At 53.3% G+C, this 15,256-nt stretch carries 16 protein-coding genes and 1 riboswitch; of the genes, 10 read left to right on the plus strand and 6 right to left on the minus strand.

All coding sequences use genetic code 11. From position 1 onward, the window contains the following. The first annotated feature begins 24 nt into the window (after positions 1 to 24). The 6 genes from RJ38_RS15715 (at position 25) to RJ38_RS15740 (ending at position 6,250) form a co-directional block, all read left to right on the plus strand. Positions 25 to 777: an amino acid ABC transporter ATP-binding protein gene (locus RJ38_RS15715; RefSeq protein ID WP_039019830.1), complete on the plus strand. Its 753-nt coding sequence runs from the start codon at positions 25 to 27 to the stop codon at positions 775 to 777. A 10-nt stretch (positions 778 to 787) separates the two neighbouring features. Beyond that, positions 788 to 1,525, plus strand: coding sequence for an amino acid ABC transporter permease (locus RJ38_RS15720; protein ID WP_039019831.1), 738 nt, complete (start codon positions 788 to 790; stop codon positions 1,523 to 1,525). A gap of 68 nt (positions 1,526 to 1,593) precedes the next feature. Further along, entirely contained in the window at positions 1,594 to 2,079 is a 486-nt protein-coding gene (locus RJ38_RS15725; RefSeq protein WP_039019832.1) for an Lrp/AsnC family transcriptional regulator, read from the plus strand. Positions 2,080 to 2,240: 161 nt separating this feature from the next. Beyond that, a complete protein-coding gene (locus RJ38_RS15730; RefSeq protein ID WP_420319425.1) occupies positions 2,241 to 3,659 on the plus strand; it encodes an NAD-dependent succinate-semialdehyde dehydrogenase in 1,419 nt (472 codons plus the stop codon). Positions 3,660 to 3,668: 9 nt separating this feature from the next. Next, positions 3,669 to 5,039 carry an aspartate aminotransferase family protein gene (locus RJ38_RS15735; RefSeq protein WP_039019834.1) on the plus strand — a complete coding sequence of 457 codons (1,371 nt, stop codon included), beginning with the start codon at positions 3,669 to 3,671 and terminating at the stop codon, positions 5,037 to 5,039. Between the two features lie 71 nt (positions 5,040 to 5,110). Then, positions 5,111 to 6,250 (plus strand): amidohydrolase, encoded by a 1,140-nt coding sequence (locus RJ38_RS15740; protein ID WP_039019872.1) that lies wholly within the window; start codon positions 5,111 to 5,113, stop codon positions 6,248 to 6,250. A gap of 91 nt (positions 6,251 to 6,341) precedes the next feature. Here the strand turns inward: RJ38_RS15740 and RJ38_RS15745 are convergent, their stop codons facing one another. Together RJ38_RS15745 and RJ38_RS15750 are read right to left on the minus strand one after the other, a co-directional pair. Then, positions 6,342 to 7,442 (minus strand): diaminopropionate ammonia-lyase, encoded by a 1,101-nt coding sequence (locus RJ38_RS15745; RefSeq protein ID WP_238321737.1) that lies wholly within the window; start codon positions 7,440 to 7,442, stop codon positions 6,342 to 6,344. Beyond that, complete coding sequence (locus RJ38_RS15750; RefSeq protein ID WP_039019835.1) at positions 7,439 to 8,590, minus strand: amidohydrolase; 1,152 nt, start codon at positions 8,588 to 8,590, stop codon at positions 7,439 to 7,441. The genes RJ38_RS15745 and RJ38_RS15750 overlap by 4 nt, the downstream gene beginning before the upstream one ends. A gap of 138 nt (positions 8,591 to 8,728) precedes the next feature. Further along, positions 8,729 to 8,946, plus strand: a riboswitch (cobalamin riboswitch). Between the two features lie 102 nt (positions 8,947 to 9,048). Between RJ38_RS15750 and RJ38_RS15760 the strand changes: the two genes are divergently transcribed. Genes RJ38_RS15760 through RJ38_RS15775 form a run of 4 tightly spaced genes read left to right on the plus strand, consistent with a single transcriptional unit; the run spans position 9,049 to position 12,243 of the window. Then, positions 9,049 to 9,453, plus strand: a complete 405-nt coding sequence (locus RJ38_RS15760) for a DUF1636 family protein (RefSeq protein WP_039019837.1) — start codon at positions 9,049 to 9,051, stop codon at positions 9,451 to 9,453. Then, positions 9,450 to 10,232 carry an ABC transporter ATP-binding protein gene (locus tag RJ38_RS15765; protein WP_039019838.1) on the plus strand — a complete coding sequence of 261 codons (783 nt, stop codon included), beginning with the start codon at positions 9,450 to 9,452 and terminating at the stop codon, positions 10,230 to 10,232. Before RJ38_RS15760 ends, RJ38_RS15765 begins: the two co-directional genes overlap by 4 nt. 11 nt (positions 10,233 to 10,243) lie before the next feature. Beyond that, positions 10,244 to 11,191 carry an ABC transporter substrate-binding protein gene (locus RJ38_RS15770; protein WP_039019839.1) on the plus strand — a complete coding sequence of 316 codons (948 nt, stop codon included), beginning with the start codon at positions 10,244 to 10,246 and terminating at the stop codon, positions 11,189 to 11,191. Positions 11,192 to 11,250: 59 nt separating this feature from the next. Further along, positions 11,251 to 12,243: a FecCD family ABC transporter permease gene (locus RJ38_RS15775; RefSeq protein WP_052245486.1), complete on the plus strand. Its 993-nt coding sequence runs from the start codon at positions 11,251 to 11,253 to the stop codon at positions 12,241 to 12,243. A gap of 59 nt (positions 12,244 to 12,302) precedes the next feature. Here RJ38_RS15775 and RJ38_RS18295 read toward each other — a convergent pair whose 3' ends face one another. The 4 genes from RJ38_RS18295 to RJ38_RS15795 are packed head-to-tail and all read right to left on the minus strand — an operon-like array spanning position 12,303 to position 15,147. Continuing rightward, positions 12,303 to 13,514 carry a calcium-binding protein gene (locus tag RJ38_RS18295; protein ID WP_052245477.1) on the minus strand — a complete coding sequence of 404 codons (1,212 nt, stop codon included), beginning with the start codon at positions 13,512 to 13,514 and terminating at the stop codon, positions 12,303 to 12,305. After that, entirely contained in the window at positions 13,481 to 14,023 is a 543-nt protein-coding gene (locus tag RJ38_RS15785) for a hypothetical protein (protein WP_039019841.1), read from the minus strand. Before RJ38_RS15785 ends, RJ38_RS18295 begins: the two co-directional genes overlap by 34 nt. A gap of 51 nt (positions 14,024 to 14,074) precedes the next feature. Next, positions 14,075 to 14,599 (minus strand): Hint domain-containing protein, encoded by a 525-nt coding sequence (locus tag RJ38_RS15790; RefSeq protein WP_052245478.1) that lies wholly within the window; start codon positions 14,597 to 14,599, stop codon positions 14,075 to 14,077. Continuing rightward, complete coding sequence (locus tag RJ38_RS15795; RefSeq protein ID WP_039019842.1) at positions 14,596 to 15,147, minus strand: hypothetical protein; 552 nt, start codon at positions 15,145 to 15,147, stop codon at positions 14,596 to 14,598. Before RJ38_RS15795 ends, RJ38_RS15790 begins: the two co-directional genes overlap by 4 nt. Positions 15,148 to 15,256 lie beyond the last annotated feature (109 nt).

Consider the following 15,256-nt stretch of genomic DNA (forward strand, 5'->3'; position numbering starts at 1 on the left):
TTGAGGCGCTAACGGGAGGATTGCATGGAAACCACCACGACCGATACCCTTATTGGGATCACAAATTTGTCAAAATACTTCGGAACGTTTCAGGCCTTGAAGGATGTCTCCCTTTCTGTCGCCCCTGGTGAACGAGTTGTTGTGTGCGGTCCATCAGGGTCGGGAAAATCCACGCTTATTCGGTGTATTAACCGCTTGGAAAAGCACGAAAAAGGTCAGATTATCGTCGACGGAATCGAACTCACCGATACACGTGAAAGCCTTGATAAAGTGCGCGCCAACGTCGGCATGGTTTTTCAACAGTTCAATCTTTTTCCCCATCTCACCGTGCTTGAAAACCTGACATTAGGTCCGAAGCGTGTCTTCAAAATCTCTGAAAAAGAGGCCCGCGAACGTGCGCTTGGGTATCTTGAACGGGTGCGCATCGCAGACCAGGCAGATAAATACCCACGCCAGCTGTCTGGCGGGCAACAGCAACGCGTCGCCATCGCACGATCCCTCTGCATGGAACCCCGGATATTGCTGTTTGACGAACCCACCTCCGCTCTTGATCCCGAGATGATCAACGAGGTTCTCGACGTGATGACCGAACTGGCAAACAGCGGCATCACCATGATCTGTGTCACCCATGAAATGGGGTTCGCCCGTCGGGTTGCGGATAAAATGGTCTTTATGGATCAAGGCGAAATCGTCGAAATATCCGACGCTAAATCCTTCTTCACCGCCCCAAAAAGCGACCGCTGCAAAGACTTTTTGCAAAAAATCCTAAGCCACTAAGGAGCACCCGATGAAACGCTTTCTAACGCTTGCCCCCGTGGCATTTCTTCTGTCCGGTTGTTCCAATAACTGGGGCTGGTATGTCGTCGATCCCACGACCACATCCGGCTATAATAACCTGTCTTTCATGATCTCAGGTGCCTGGAACACCATATTGATGAGCCTCACCGCCATTCTCATATCCGTCGCCGTGGGTCTGTTGGTGGCCCTTCCTGGCCTTTCGGAAAAGCGGTCAGTGCGAAACATTAACCGTGTTTACGTCGAAGTCGTGCGTGCGGTTCCGATCTTGGTTTTGATACTTTGGGTCTATTACGGCTTGCCCCAGGTTACCGGAATTACGCTGAATGTTTTCTGGGCCGGTGTCTTTGCCCTTGCCCTGTCTGACAGCGCGTTCCAAGCCGAGATCTTCCGCGCAGGCATTCAATCCATCAACAAAGGCCAATACGAAGCGGCCCATTCCGTGTCGCTAAACTACACTGACACGATGCGTTTCGTGATCTTGCCGCAAGCCATCCGCCGCATCCTGCCTGCCCTCGGCAACCAATTGGTATATATGCTAAAAATGTCATCCCTTGTGTCTGTCATCGGCATGCAAGAACTGACACGCAAGGCAAATGAATTGGTGGTCAGCGAATATCGCCCGCTCGAAATTTACACCATCCTTGTGCTTGAATATCTGGTGTTGATTCTGATCGTTTCGTCAGGTGTCCGTTGGTTGGAACGCCGCATGCAAACAGAACGAGACTAATTATTGCGCCAATCTGGGATCAACGCCCTACGCATTGATCCCAGACCATCCCAAGGATATAGATCGGTATGCTTAAGCTCGATCGTATCGATTTCCAAATTCTTCGGGTGCTTTCAGACAACGGACGCATCACAAAAGCAGCGCTCGCACAAAAGGTTGGGCTGTCCCCTTCACCTTGTTGGGAACGTCTGCGCCGTCTGGAAAAGTCTGGGCTGATCTCGGGCTATCACGCACAGATCAACCTGCGCAAACTGCCCGGCGCAATCACTGTTTTCGTCACAATAGAGCTGGATTCACACGCAGCTGCCCGGTTTCAATCCTTTGAACGCACCATTGGAGCTCATCCCGAAATCACCGGGTGTTGGGCCATTGGCGGGGGCTATGATTACTTAATTCAAGTCGTCACATCATCAATCGAAGCCTATCAAGAATTGATCGAAACCATCCTGGAAACCTCAGGCGATATCGCACGCTATTATTCCTATATCGTCACCAAAACCGTGCGCAGCCCCGGCCCTCCACTGCATCTTCTGGGCGACAAAACAGATGAATAATCCGACCTAGCGCCAAAATTAAGCTGATTATTCTGTAAACTCAGGCAACTTCAGCCTCATCATCTTTCGTTTCTCCTTAGTGTCCTCTCCAACACAGGAACCGAAATATGTCGCACAAAAATCCCTCCGCGCAGAACACATCCATTCCCACAGGGCCGCTGATGAAAACCAATGCCTTCATCAATGGTGAATGGGTCCCGGGCACCAGCACATTCCCGGTGACAGACCCCGCGAACGGCCAGGTCATCGCAAATGTCAGCGCCATGACCGCTACGGCAGCTGCCGAGGCTGTAACCGTCGCGCGAAACGCTTTCCCCGCCTGGGCCGCCCTTTTGCCCCAAGACCGTGCAGCACTGTTAAAGAAATGGCACGCAAAGATCATCGAAAACCGCGAAAACTTGGCTTGGATCATGGTCGCGGAACAAGGCAAACCCATCTCTGAGGCGCGAGGCGAAATCGACTATGCCGCAAGCTTCGTCGACTTCTACGCAGAAGAAGCCCGCCGCCCCAATATCGAAGGCATCACCAGCCACCTGCCCACGGCCGAGGTCGAACTTTGGCGCGAACCCATTGGCGTCGTTGCCTTAATCACGCCCTGGAACTTCCCTTCGGCGATGTTAACCCGCAAAGCGGCAGCCGCCCTTGCCGCAGGCTGTACCATCGTTGCGCACCCTTCAGCGGAAACCCCTTTATCCGCGCTGGCCCTCGCCCAACTCGCGGATGAAGCGGGCCTGCCCGCTGGCGTGTTCAACGTGTTGCCGGGAGACGCAAAAACCATTGTAACGCCCTGGTGCGACGACACCCGCGTGCGCGCCCTATCCTTCACAGGATCAACCGAAGTTGGCCGCCTTCTATACCGTCAATGCGCAAACACAATGAAACACCTGGTCATGGAACTGGGCGGACACGCCCCATTTATCGTCTTTGAAGATGCCGATCTTGACCGCGCCGTCAGTGAAGCGATCAACGCTAAATTTGCGACCGGCGGCCAGGATTGTCTGGGCGCAAATCGGATGTTTATTGCACGCAGCATTTATGACGAATTCTGCACACGCTTCACGAATGCCGCAAGTCAACTAACCCTGGGTGCTGGCAAAGATGACCCTGACATGGGTCCCTTGATGCATGACCGTCTTGTGCAAAAACAGGAAGAACAAGTCGCAGATGCCCTGTCAAAAGGTGCCAAGTTGGTCCTCGGCGGCGCACGTCTTGCCGAAGGGTCGCTGTTTTATCCCCCGACTGTTCTGATCGACGTGCCGCAGAACGCCAGCATCATGCAGGACGAAACCTTCGGCCCCGTCGCCGCCCTGACACCGTTTGACAGCGAAGACGAGGTCATCAAGCGCGCCAACGATACCGAATATGGGCTGGTTGCCTATGTACACACCCAAGATCCCCGACGCATTTATCGCATGTCACGCGCGTTGGAATTTGGCATGGTTGCGATCAATCGCACCTCGGTCACAGGCCCGCCCATTCCGTTTGGCGGCGTCAAACAATCTGGCTTAGGCCGCGAAGGCGCACGTCAGGGTCTGGAAGAATTCACTGAAATCAAATACATCTGCCGAGACTGGAGCTAAGGAAAACACATGCTGCACAATGATCAACTCAGCCAATGGGATCGCGAAAACTTTTTCCATCCCTCGACCCACCTTGCCAAACACGCACGCGGCGACATGCCAACCCGCGTGATTTCCGGCGCAAAAGGTGTCTATATTGAAGACCGCGATGGGAAGAAATTGCTGGATGCTTTTGCCGGTCTATATTGCGTAAATGTCGGATATGGCCGCACGGAAATCGCCGATGCCATCTCTGCCCAGGCCCATGAATTGGCCTATTATCATTCCTATGTCGGCCATGGCACCGAAGCGTCCATCACGCTTGCGAAGATGGTCATGGACCGCGCCCCGGCCAATATGTCCAAGGTTTACTTTGGCCTTGGCGGGTCCGACGCCAATGAAACCAACGTTAAATTGCTTTGGTACTATAACAACATCTTGGGTCGTCCGAAAAAGAAGAAGATCATTTCACGCTGGCGTGGCTATCACGGATCAGGCCTTGTAACCGGGTCTTTGACGGGTCTTGAACTGTTCCACAAAAAGTTCGATCTGCCGCTTGATCAGGTCATCCACACCGAAGCGCCATATTACTTCCGTCGCGATGATCTCGACATGTCCGAGGCAGATTTCACGGCTCATTGTGTTCAAAAGCTTGAAGAACTGATCGCCCGTGAAGGTGCCGAAAATATTGCTGGCTTCATCGGTGAACCCGTGTTGGGCACCGGCGGCATCGTGCCCCCACCCGAAGGCTATTGGCCCGCAATTCAGGCCGTGCTGAAGAAACACGACATCCTTCTGATCTCCGACGAAGTGGTCACGGGCTTTGGTCGCACCGGGTCCATGATGGGGTCCACCCACTACGGGATGGAACCCGATATTATCACCATCGCCAAGGGGCTGACCTCAGCTTATGCGCCTTTGTCCGGGTCCATAGTGTCGGATAAGATTTGGAAAGTTCTGGAAGATGGAACCGATGAATTCGGCCCAATCGGTCACGGTTGGACCTATTCAGCACACCCGATTGGGGCTGCTGCAGGGGTTGCGAACCTGAAACTGATTGATGATCTAAATCTCATTGAAAACAACACTGTTATGGGTGACTACCTGCGCACAGGGTTCCAAGAACGCCTGGGTGATCACCCGAATGTCGGTGATATTCGCGGCGTCGGAATGCTGGCAGCAATCGAATTCGTTGAGCAAAAAGACGGGCGCAAATTCTTTGATCCCTCTGCCACAGTTGGCGCCGCGGTCTCTGCGGCATTGGCTTCGAAAGGCGTGATTGGCCGCGCTATGCCGCAAGGTGATATCCTTGGTTTCGCCCCACCTTTCTGCCTGACAAAGGACGAAGCCGACATCGTGATCACAAATACAGAGTTGGCCGTCCGCGAGGTTTTGGGCTAAGACACGACAAACGAACAATGCTGTGCGGGGATATCCCGCACAGCATCAACCGGCAGCAAAAGGGCCTTGATTTGACTATAAACTTGGATCAACTGATCAGCCTCCGTCACTGGCTTCATGCCCACCCCGAGCTGTCCCGCCAAGAAGTAGAAACCGCAAAATATTTGCGCAGTTTTCTCACTGAGACCGCCCAGCCGGACGACATTATTTCCCTAGATGGGTCGGGTTTCGCCGCCGTATATAATGGCAAGGCACCGGGCAAGACTGTCCTATTGCGCTGTGAGCTTGATGCGTTGCCAATCCACGAAATCAACGACATTCCCTATGGATCCACACAAGATGGTGTAGGTCATAAATGTGGCCATGACGGGCATATGGCAATCATGGCCGGTGTCGCGCAAACCTTAACGGATCGCCCCGCCTATGGTCGTGTGATCCTGCTGTTTCAACCAGATGAGGAAACCGGCACGGGTGCCCGCAATTGTTGCCTGCACGAAGCCTTCGCGTCGATTGCACCAGACTATGTGTTCGCCTTGCATAATCTTCCCGGTTTCCCTGCGGGCCAAGTCATTTGCAAGCCAGACACATTCGCATCCCAAGTCAAATATGCGGCCATAAAAATGACGGGGAAGGAAGCGCATAGCGCCCAACCTGAAACGGGCATCAGCCCTTCCTTTGCACTTGCAGAATTGACCCTCATGGCGCGCAAAATTCAAGCCAAACACGACCGCGAAGACGCATATGCTTTGGTCGTACCCGTTTATAATCAGATGGGCGTGCAGGCCTCTGGCGTATGTCCCGCACAGGGCGAAGTTCAATTCACTTTGCGCTCTGCCTTGGCCCAAACCGTTGAAACCATGTGGAAAGAGTTGACCGACCACACCCATACACTTGCCGACGAATACGGTCTTAGCGTCACATTAGAAACACGTGAAGAATTCGCAGCCACCACCAATCACCAGGTCGGATTTGACATCATCAAACGCGCTGCCTGTGAAACCAAGCGGGAATTTAACGCAATCAAGCAGCCCTTTCGCTGGGGTGAAGATTTTGGTGAGTTAACCAAACGATACACTGGTGCGATGTTCGGTCTGGGCGCTGGCCTAAACCGCCCTGATCTGCACAATCCAGATTATGACTTCCCCGATGAGATCCTCAACGATGGCATCGCGATGATGGTGGAAATTGCCACCATCGCAACCAAACCTTAACGGTCTTAAAGATTGCCCGCCATGATCTGAGCAAAAATTTCCGGGTCGGTGACACCTTCTGACCCGATTAACAAAATCCGTGCTTCGGCGTTCAAGCCCACTGACCTGACAAGTCGTCCTCCATACGCGCAGCAACAAGCGCCGCAAGCCCCGCAATCGCGCTTTCCCCGGCTTCCACCACAGGATCGCTGTCCAAAGGCCGGGCCATCAAGCGCACCGCTGGTGCCACGATATTTTCGGGAATGGTCAAGAAATCAGATGCTTCTTGCACCAAGATTTCCCACGCCATTCCAGAGGGTTCGCCACAAGACAAACCCGCCATCAATGTTTCATCAACAATGGCAAAATTCACCGCTTTCCCCACACGCGCACTTTCGAACAGACACGCCGCCAATTTGGGTTCCACGATCACAACGCGTGGGCCGTTCTCCCCCCAATATTGGCGAATACCTGCGACCACGCCCGCGGCCAAACCCCCGACTCCGCCTTGCAAGAACACATGTGTCGGCGCTTGCGTCAACGCCTCGCAGATTTCTTGGGTCATCACACCATAGCCTGACATCACATCACGCGGCGGCTCAGAATATCCAGGCCAAGATGTATCAGATACCACGAACCAACCATTGTCTTCTGCTTCCTTTTTGGCAAGCAAAACGGAGGCATCGTAATCCCCAGTGATCCGAACAACATTCGCACCAAGATCACGCATCGCCTGTGCCCGCCCTTCGCTGACTTCCGCATGAATATAGATCCGGCAAGGCGCGCCAAACCGTTGGCAACCCCAAGCAAGGGATCGTCCATGGTTGCCATCCGTGGCCGACACCAAGGTGATTTTGGCGCATTCATCTTTATACGCACCCAAGCGAATATCTTCCAATGACACATCTTGGCCAACTGCCTTGCTGACCTCACGTTGCAACACGCGTTGCGCCGCATAAGATCCACCAAGCGCCTTGAAACTGCCCAAGCCAAATCGCGGGCCTTCGTCTTTATACAGGATTTCGCCAACGCCAATTTTCGCAGCCAACGCAGGCAAAGACACAAGCGGTGTCGCGCAATATCCGTCCCATTGCATAATCTCAGCGCGTGCTTGAGCGAAATCTTGTTCCGATAAAACGCGATGTGCCGCATCGCCAGCGACCATGTTTGCCGCAACATGCCCAAGTTTCGCGGGGGGGAATAAATCTGTCATTCTTTATCCTGTCTCAGTGGTAAACGATCTCGAACCAAGGCTGCCCAAAAGTTCGAACCAATCGTCAGAAGGTCATCGTTAAAGTCGTAGTCAGCGGCGTGCAAAGGTTGCCCATTCGGCCCTTCTTCCCCGTTGCCAAGCAGCAGAAAGCACCCGGGCACCGCAGCGCTGAAATGGGCGAAATCTTCAGAAAAGCTCATGGGGGGACGATCAGAAATCGTATCCAGCCCCATGGATTTGGACACGCGGGCAACTGCATCTGTTGGATCTTGCGCATTGATGGTCTCGATGAATTGCGTGTCAAAGCTCATTGAAACATCAACACCATGGGCCGCAGCGATACCATTGCTGATCTGGCGCATGAAGCGTTCCAAATCGTTGCGATCCTCAGGCAAACGTGCGCGCACATCCCCCTTCAATATGGTTTGACCCGGCAACACATTGCGCTGCCCGTCTGTTAGGAACTCAGTGATCGAAACAACCACGCCCGCCCCAGGCGCCATTTTTCGCGCCACAATCGTTTGCAACGCCAAGACCATTTCCGCACCCACAGTGATGGTATCCACGCCCACTTGCGGCATCGATGCATGACCGCCTTTGCCATTTATCGTGATCTCAAACAGGCTTTCGCTGGAACAAATCTGACCCACTCGTGTGGAAATTTGCCCCACAGGTGCACCGGGCAAATTATGGATCGCATAGACCTCGTCGATGGGAAATTGTGCCAGAACGCCTTCATCAATCATCGCTTGCGACCCCAGCCCATGTTCTTCGTTTGGCTGAAACAGGAACACCACGGTGCCATCAAAATCACGCGACACAGACAGTTTCTCAGCCGCGCCCAAAAGCATGGTCGTATGCCCGTCATGACCGCAAGCGTGCATCACGCCCGGTGTCTTAGACACGTAATCATGGGTGCTGGTTTCATGGATCGGCAAAGCGTCCATATCTGCCCGAATGCCGATGGAACGATTGCCATTGCCCATACGCAAAACACCCACCACGCCAACACCTTCATGCACCTCCAGGCCAAGGTCCTTTAGATAAGCCGCCACTTTGGCTTTTGTGCGTACCTCCTGAAATCCCAGTTCGGGATCACGGTGGAATTCATGCCTCAAACTTACCAGTTTTTCGTCGATTGACGCCATATGCCATCCCCATTGCCGATCAAATCGTTGAACGCTTATTTGCCATATGGAAGCGTGTTTTCCGCAGACACAAGCAAAAAGAAACGACGACCGCCCAATTGTCCGTGACCAAGGCACTTGACCAAGGCGGCAAATTATCCGACACCATATCGCGATGGTTTCTGGGATCCAAATGTGATTCCGGAATGAAATGGGAATACGGTAAGGAATAGCCAAAAGGCGCCAAATCCGTAACTGCCCCCGCAACTGTATGTGGCGAGCGACCCCGGTAACACCACTGAACGCACAGCGTTTGGGAAGGTTCGGGCAAGTGACAACCCACAAGTCAGGAGACCTGCCATCATAATGTAACTTCAACCCGGGCGGGGCGTCCGGACAGGAGGCCGCGATGGCTTTGCAGAACGAACTTTGTGCACCTGAATGCACCATTAGCGCCCCGCAATTTCGCGGAGGGCGACATGGGATCATCTACACATAGAATTACAATTTGCACATCTTGCAAAAACAAAGGCACCCAGTGTCAACCAGGGTATGAATTGATCGCAAAGCTGCGCGCCGCAATAGACGCAGCCGGTGATTCAATCGCCGAAGATTTTGCGATTTCAGGCGTGGCTTGCATGGCGGGCTGCGATCATCCCTGTACGGTTGCCTATCATGGCACCCAAAAGGCAACCTATCTGTTCGGCGATATTGAACCCGACGAAGACGTCGATGATCTGGTTGAATTTGCAAAACAATACGCTGTGCTTGGGGATGGCTGGTGTTCTTCCGTAGATCGCCCCGGAAAGCTGCGAAAACATACGCTTGCCCGTGTGCCCGCAATGCTTTTGGCCACGGAAGACAGCAAAGTGCGTGTCGCATGAATGCCGCTGAACTTATCGTTGAAGACATCAGTTGGCGGCCAGCAAAACGCCAACCCTATCTGCTTCATCCAACCAGTTTCGCACTGCCTGCGGGTCACGTTTTGGGGATTGTGGGGCCAAATGGGGCTGGCAAGTCGACGCTTTTGCGCATGATTTACCGCTATCACACCCCGTCAACTGGCAAAATCCTAGTAGACGGCATGGATCTTTGGGCCCTGACCCCACGCGCCGCCGCACGCAAAGTGGCCGCCGTTTTGCAAGAACAGCCAAGCTCCTTTGGGCTGACTGTCCGGGAAGTCGTGACATTGGGTCGGACACCACATCGCATTGGCTATGCCACACCGGGCACCCGAGACAATGACATCGTCGACGCCTCCTTGGCACGTTTAAACCTCGAAAGCCTCGCAGATCGTGACCTTTCCACCCTCTCTGGTGGGGAACGCCAGCGGGCCATGGTTGCACGCGCCCTGGCCCAAGAACCCCAGGTTCTTGTGCTGGATGAACCCACAAACCACTTGGACATTCGCCATCAACTGCAGATCCTTAGCCTGATCCGCGACCTTGACCTGACCATCGTGGTGTCCCTGCATGACCTGAACATGGCGGCTGAGGTTTGCGACCAAATTTTACTGCTTGAACATGGCCACACAAAAGGTTTCGGCGCACCCAATGAGGTGTTGACCGAAACCCTCGTCTCCGAGGCATTCCGCGTTAATGCCCAACTCGAACGATTGCAGCCAAGCAACAAGCCACATCTCACATTCCACTTATCTGACTAAAGGAACTTCCCATGAAACTTCGCAACACAACGCTTGCCGCCGCTTTGATGACCACAGCATTTGCCTCAGCGTCTTTCGCAGAAGTCACGGTACAAAGCTGCGATCGCAGCGTGACATTTGACACCCCGCCCCAAGCGGCGATCTCAAATGATGTGAACCTGACCGAAATGATGCTGGTGCTTGGCCTTGCGGACCGCATGGTGGGTTACACTGGTATTTCTGGCTGGAAGACTTTGGATGAAAACATGACGGCTGGCGTGGAAGAATTGCCCGAACTGTCTTCCAAATACCCAAGCAAAGAAGTCCTGATCGGTGCTGACGCGGATTTCTTCTTCGCGGGTTGGAACTATGGCATGAAAGTGGGCGGCGAAGTCACGCCAGACACGCTCGCGCCGTTTGGCATCAATGTTTATGAGTTGACCGAAAGCTGCATTCACATTGGCGAAAAAAGCGCCGCTAGCATGGATGACATGTATAACGACATCCTGAACCTTGGCACGATTTTCGATGTGACCGAAAAAGCCGAAGCCCTCGTGGCTGGTTACCGCACGGATCTTGCAGAATTCACAGCAACCCTGTCCCCTTTGGAACAAGCCCCACGCGTGTTCGTTTATGACAGCGGTGAAGACACAGCTTTCACAGCCGGTCGTTACGCCATGCCAAACGCTTTGATCGAAGCCGCAGGCGGCGTCAGCGTCACCAATGATCTGGAAAAAAGCTGGTCCACAATCGGTTGGGAAGCCGTGGTTGAACGCAACCCAGAAATCATCGTGATTGTGAACTATGGCGATGTGACCGCGGAAGAGAAACGCGCATTCATGATGTCAAACCCGGCCTTCGCAGAGATGGATGCCGTGAAGAACGACCGTTTCGTCACGCTGGAATATGTCGAGGCAACCCCAGGACCACGTAACATCCAAGCGGTGAAAACCCTCGCTGCTGCATTCCGCACTGAATAATGACAATGGAGAGAGCAAAACACCCAGGATTGACCCGCAACTTTGGCTTCCGTTTCACCATGTGTGCCGGGTTCATTCTGCTTGCTCTCTCGATTTGCGTCGCCGTCAGCGTCGGCGCGATCTCCATTCCAATGTCCACGGTTTGGGGCATTCTTGTAAACAAAGTTAACCCCGGTCTGGTACCACAGGATTGGTCCGCTGGCCGCGAAGCCATCGTCTGGGACATTCGCTTTCCCCGCGCACTTTTGGCCGGTCTCGTTGGGGCAGGCCTTGCGATGGTCGGTGCCAGTTTACAAGCCGTCACTCGCAACCCTTTGGCGGATCCTCACCTGCTTGGCATTTCAGCTGGCGGCGCGTTTGGCGCGATCCTGGCCCTTTTACACACAGGCATGTTTTTGGGCGTTCTCACCGTCCCCTTGCTTGCATTCTTGGGCGCTGTCGCCTCAACCATTCTGGTTCTCATGGTGTCCCAATTCGCCTCAGCCACCAGCGCCGACAGATTGATCTTGGCCGGTGTGGCTGTGTCCTTTATCGTCATGTCCCTGGCCAATGTCTTGATTTTTCTAGGCGATCCGCGCGCCACACATACCGTTGTGTTCTGGATGCTCGGCGGTCTTGGCCTCGCACAGTGGAGTCAATTGATCTACCCCTTCACAGTTCTATGCTTTTGCGGGGCTTATCTTTGGATCAACGCCCCCAACCTAAATGCCATGACCATCGGTGATGAAACTGCATCCACCCTTGGCATTCCCGTCGCGCGGTTTCGCCTGATTGTCTTCATGGTCGGCGCATTGATCACCGGCGTCATGGTCGCATTTTCTGGCATTATCGGTTTTGTCGGTTTGATGGTCCCACATATTGTTCGCCTGATCGTAGGCGGCGATTACAGACGCGTTTTACCCGCCTCGGGCCTGTTTGGTGCGATCTATTTGCTGTGGTCAGATATCATCGCCCGTACCATCATGGCCCCCGACGATCTTCCAATTGGCATTGTCACAGGCCTTATTGGCGGCGTATTTTTTGTCTGGCTTCTGCGCAGTCGCACAAATTAACACACCCAAGCGCTTTAAGTCGCAGCACTTGGATGTGTTTAGATTTCATTCAGATGAGATCAAAAGATGAAATCTGCGCTGTCGATGTCAACCGCATCAATATTTTTGAGGAAGACAGAGCCCCCGTCATAACGGACCACTGTACCATCAACACCAGAAACGGTTTTATCAAAGATTTTGAGATCACTGAACGTCAGGGCAACGCCATTTGACATCATGTCGACCTTCAACATGTCAACGCCGTCTTCAAAATCCAGAACTTCTTCGTTCCAATTGCCGGTTTCCGTGAACACAAAAGTGTCCGCACCCGAACCGCCGTGATAGCGATCCCAGCCTGCGCCGCCGTCTAGAATGTCATTGCCCGCGCCACCCTTCAGCAGATCATTCTGGTCGCCACCAAACAGGATATCAGCACCCGCATCACCATATAGTTTGTCGTTGCCGCTGCCGCCATGCAATGTGTCTTTGCCATTCCCGCCCCGCAAACGGTCATTGCCAGCATCACCGAACAGCGCGTCATGGCCGCCACCACCGGCCAGATAGTCATCGCCCGTACCGCCAAATAGGATATCATCATTTTGCTGGCCAAACAGGCGATCCGCGCCCTCGCCGCCTCTGAGGGTATCGTCACCGCGACCACCAAGCAGTTTGTCATTGCCCGCGAAGCCTTCAAGCCCATCATCGCCAATGTTTCCGACGATCTTATCGCCAAAATCAGTGCCCAATAGGAACGTATCGGAACGGACATCAGAGCTGAATGTCGCCTTCGTATCTACGGCTTTAAACTTGGTGTTCGCCGCAGCCGCAGCCGTGCTGATCTCGGACACGATGACCCGCGAAGACTGCGTCATTTCGCTATAGAATTCAGACATATACACGCGCTCAAGTGCATTTTGCAGTGAATCAACATCATGCCCCAAAGCAGACAGAATCGATGCAGGTGGCGTCGTGTTCAGCACAGTCGCGTAGAACAAAGCCGTGTTCAACTGATTGCGATATAGCGCTTGGGTGGCGGTTTCCTCATTGAACAACACCAAGTTCGCAACCTGGAAAGATCCCGTTCCATTGCCATCGGTGCCATAGTTCGGGTAAGGCGCATTCCCATTGGGAAAGCTTTGCCCAAACCCGCCATAAATCCTGTTGTTCGTGACGTCATGTTCAATTGCGATATCAATCACTTGCGCACCGTTGCCCAGGGTGGATGATCCGTCCCCCGGCACATATGTGCTGGCAAGCGTCACAAAATTGGCATCCACAAAGGCATTGCCCATCGCCGTGTCAGCACCTGTGCCAAGTTCATTGCCGCCGCGCCACCAAGGGAAAATCCTGTCACCAATAGATCGGATGCCGCGAGACCTTCAAGGCTCATAAAATCTGCCAATGTGGTCAGTAGATTTGAATAGGCGTTCGTAACATATGTTGGCTCAAACGTCGGATCAGGCGTCAGCAATGTATCCGCGATAAAGTTGTTTTCAATGTCATAACGATCTTGCGGGCTGTTGCCCTCGTCAAACACCAAAGCGATGTCTACGATTGCGCCACTTGCATCGCGCTTCACAAGAACATGCGCCCCGGAATCAGCGACCGTAGACGTATCTTCGCTTAGAAATGTTGTATCCGTGCCAGAAGCTGACAGCCCGTAACCAAGTTGACTCGCGGTCAGTTCAGTCCATCCAGAACCCGCAGTTCCATTTTTCGTTGCCTGAATGGCAGAGATCGCATTCAAGGTCAGTTGTTGGCTCTCGGTGGCGCTTAAGTTCTTATAGTCGGTCAAGCCCATAACGTTTCCTTTTCACATTTGGTATTGGTTGATTAAGTCAGCTCAGCAGGTCTACGCCCTGCATTTCACGTTGGTTGCCGCAGGGCATGCTGGCTGATTGTTTTTGATATGGCGTGCCACCAATTGTCGGGCACTTGATCCATTGGGGATCATTCGGGCGGGTATTTCTGGCGGGACATCAACGGAAACAGCACGCATAACCATTTCCCCCTTCAGCACGCTTTCGGACAAGCAACCGTTCACATCGATCACGTGGTGTTCGTCCAACAAGATGTGAATATAGGTCACGCTCGTCTCGCTCGCAGCGATGTCAACGCCGTCCAGGGCCAGCATATCTTTCGCACGAACGAACACCTGACGTTCGTCAAACATGCGTTCTGCGATAGGTGAATCAAACAGAAAGCAATGCTGCCGCGAGACAATCATATCCGCATATGGCGCGTTCATGCCAAGGGCATCTTTTGAAATCCGCACGGGCAAATCATTCCCCTCGGGCGCAATAACTTTCCGCCGTGTCATCGCCTTTACAGGCTTCAACCCGGCATCCAGCGTCCAAACAAGATCGCCTTTGTTCAAATCCTCAACCGGGCGGTATCCTCCGGGGGTGTTAACCAAACAGCCCTGCGTATAGCACTTGATGAACTCAGGCACGAAAGAGAACGTGTCATCCGTCGTATAGACCTGTCCATCCGTCGGGGGGAAAGCCGGTCAATCATCACCCGCGTCGCGAATGCACCATTCCCCTGGTCCAGCAGGGTGATATGGTTGTCTTCATCCAGAAAGACGCGAAAGGGCAATCCACCCAAAGGCGGCGGATATGTCAGCTTATCGAGGTCAATTTCATCCTCAAGCTTGTGCCATTGCCCATCGGCAGTTTGGAAATCAAAGGTCGAAATCTCATGGCCCAAGCCAGTGGAAAAGTCGCGCACCAACACGCCATTTTCGGTCGGAAAACCAATTCGCCAATTGACCACATCTGACGGTTGCCAATTCGAATTCAATAATGTTTCCGGGCCGGACGATGTGTCAGCAACCCAGCTGCCACCCGTGGACGAAATGCTTTCGACCCCTGCCACGCCGACAACATGCGCCGCAGCAAATACTTCAATATGTTCAACAATCATAACAGCCTCAAACCGAGGGAACTCACTAATAAGAAACGAGAATCTCATGGGCCACAGGGCAAGTCAAGTTGCATGAATATGACAGTGAACACTATAATTGCAGTCGCAC

Origin of the sequence: Halocynthiibacter namhaensis (assembly GCF_000812685.1) — a bacterium.
Lineage (GTDB): Bacteria > Pseudomonadota > Alphaproteobacteria > Rhodobacterales > Rhodobacteraceae > Halocynthiibacter > Halocynthiibacter namhaensis.

Bases quoted from the DNA above. Each gene is read 5' to 3' on its own strand.
- RJ38_RS15775 (WP_052245486.1), top strand. From the start codon at position 11,251: ATGTGTGCCGGGTTCATTCTGCTTGCTCTCTCGATTTGCGTCGCCGTC.
- RJ38_RS15770 (WP_039019839.1), top strand. From the start codon at position 10,244: ATGAAACTTCGCAACACAACGCTTGCCGCCGCTTTGATGACCACAGCA.
- RJ38_RS15715 (WP_039019830.1), top strand. From the start codon at position 25: ATGGAAACCACCACGACCGATACCCTTATTGGGATCACAAATTTGTCA.
- RJ38_RS15765 (WP_039019838.1), top strand. From the start codon at position 9,450: ATGAATGCCGCTGAACTTATCGTTGAAGACATCAGTTGGCGGCCAGCA.
- RJ38_RS15720 (WP_039019831.1), top strand. From the start codon at position 788: ATGAAACGCTTTCTAACGCTTGCCCCCGTGGCATTTCTTCTGTCCGGT.
- RJ38_RS15725 (WP_039019832.1), top strand. From the start codon at position 1,594: ATGCTTAAGCTCGATCGTATCGATTTCCAAATTCTTCGGGTGCTTTCA.
- RJ38_RS15735 (WP_039019834.1), top strand. From the start codon at position 3,669: ATGCTGCACAATGATCAACTCAGCCAATGGGATCGCGAAAACTTTTTC.
- RJ38_RS15745 (WP_238321737.1), bottom strand. From the start codon at position 7,442: ATGACAGATTTATTCCCCCCCGCGAAACTTGGGCATGTTGCGGCAAAC.
- RJ38_RS15730 (WP_420319425.1), top strand. From the start codon at position 2,241: ATGAAAACCAATGCCTTCATCAATGGTGAATGGGTCCCGGGCACCAGC.
- RJ38_RS18295 (WP_052245477.1), bottom strand. From the start codon at position 13,514: ATGGGCAATGCCTTTGTGGATGCCAATTTTGTGACGCTTGCCAGCACA.
- RJ38_RS15750 (WP_039019835.1), bottom strand. From the start codon at position 8,590: ATGGCGTCAATCGACGAAAAACTGGTAAGTTTGAGGCATGAATTCCAC.
- RJ38_RS15760 (WP_039019837.1), top strand. From the start codon at position 9,049: ATGGGATCATCTACACATAGAATTACAATTTGCACATCTTGCAAAAAC.
- RJ38_RS15785 (WP_039019841.1), bottom strand. From the start codon at position 14,023: ATGGGCTTGACCGACTATAAGAACTTAAGCGCCACCGAGAGCCAACAA.
- RJ38_RS15795 (WP_039019842.1), bottom strand. From the start codon at position 15,147: ATGATTGTTGAACATATTGAAGTATTTGCTGCGGCGCATGTTGTCGGC.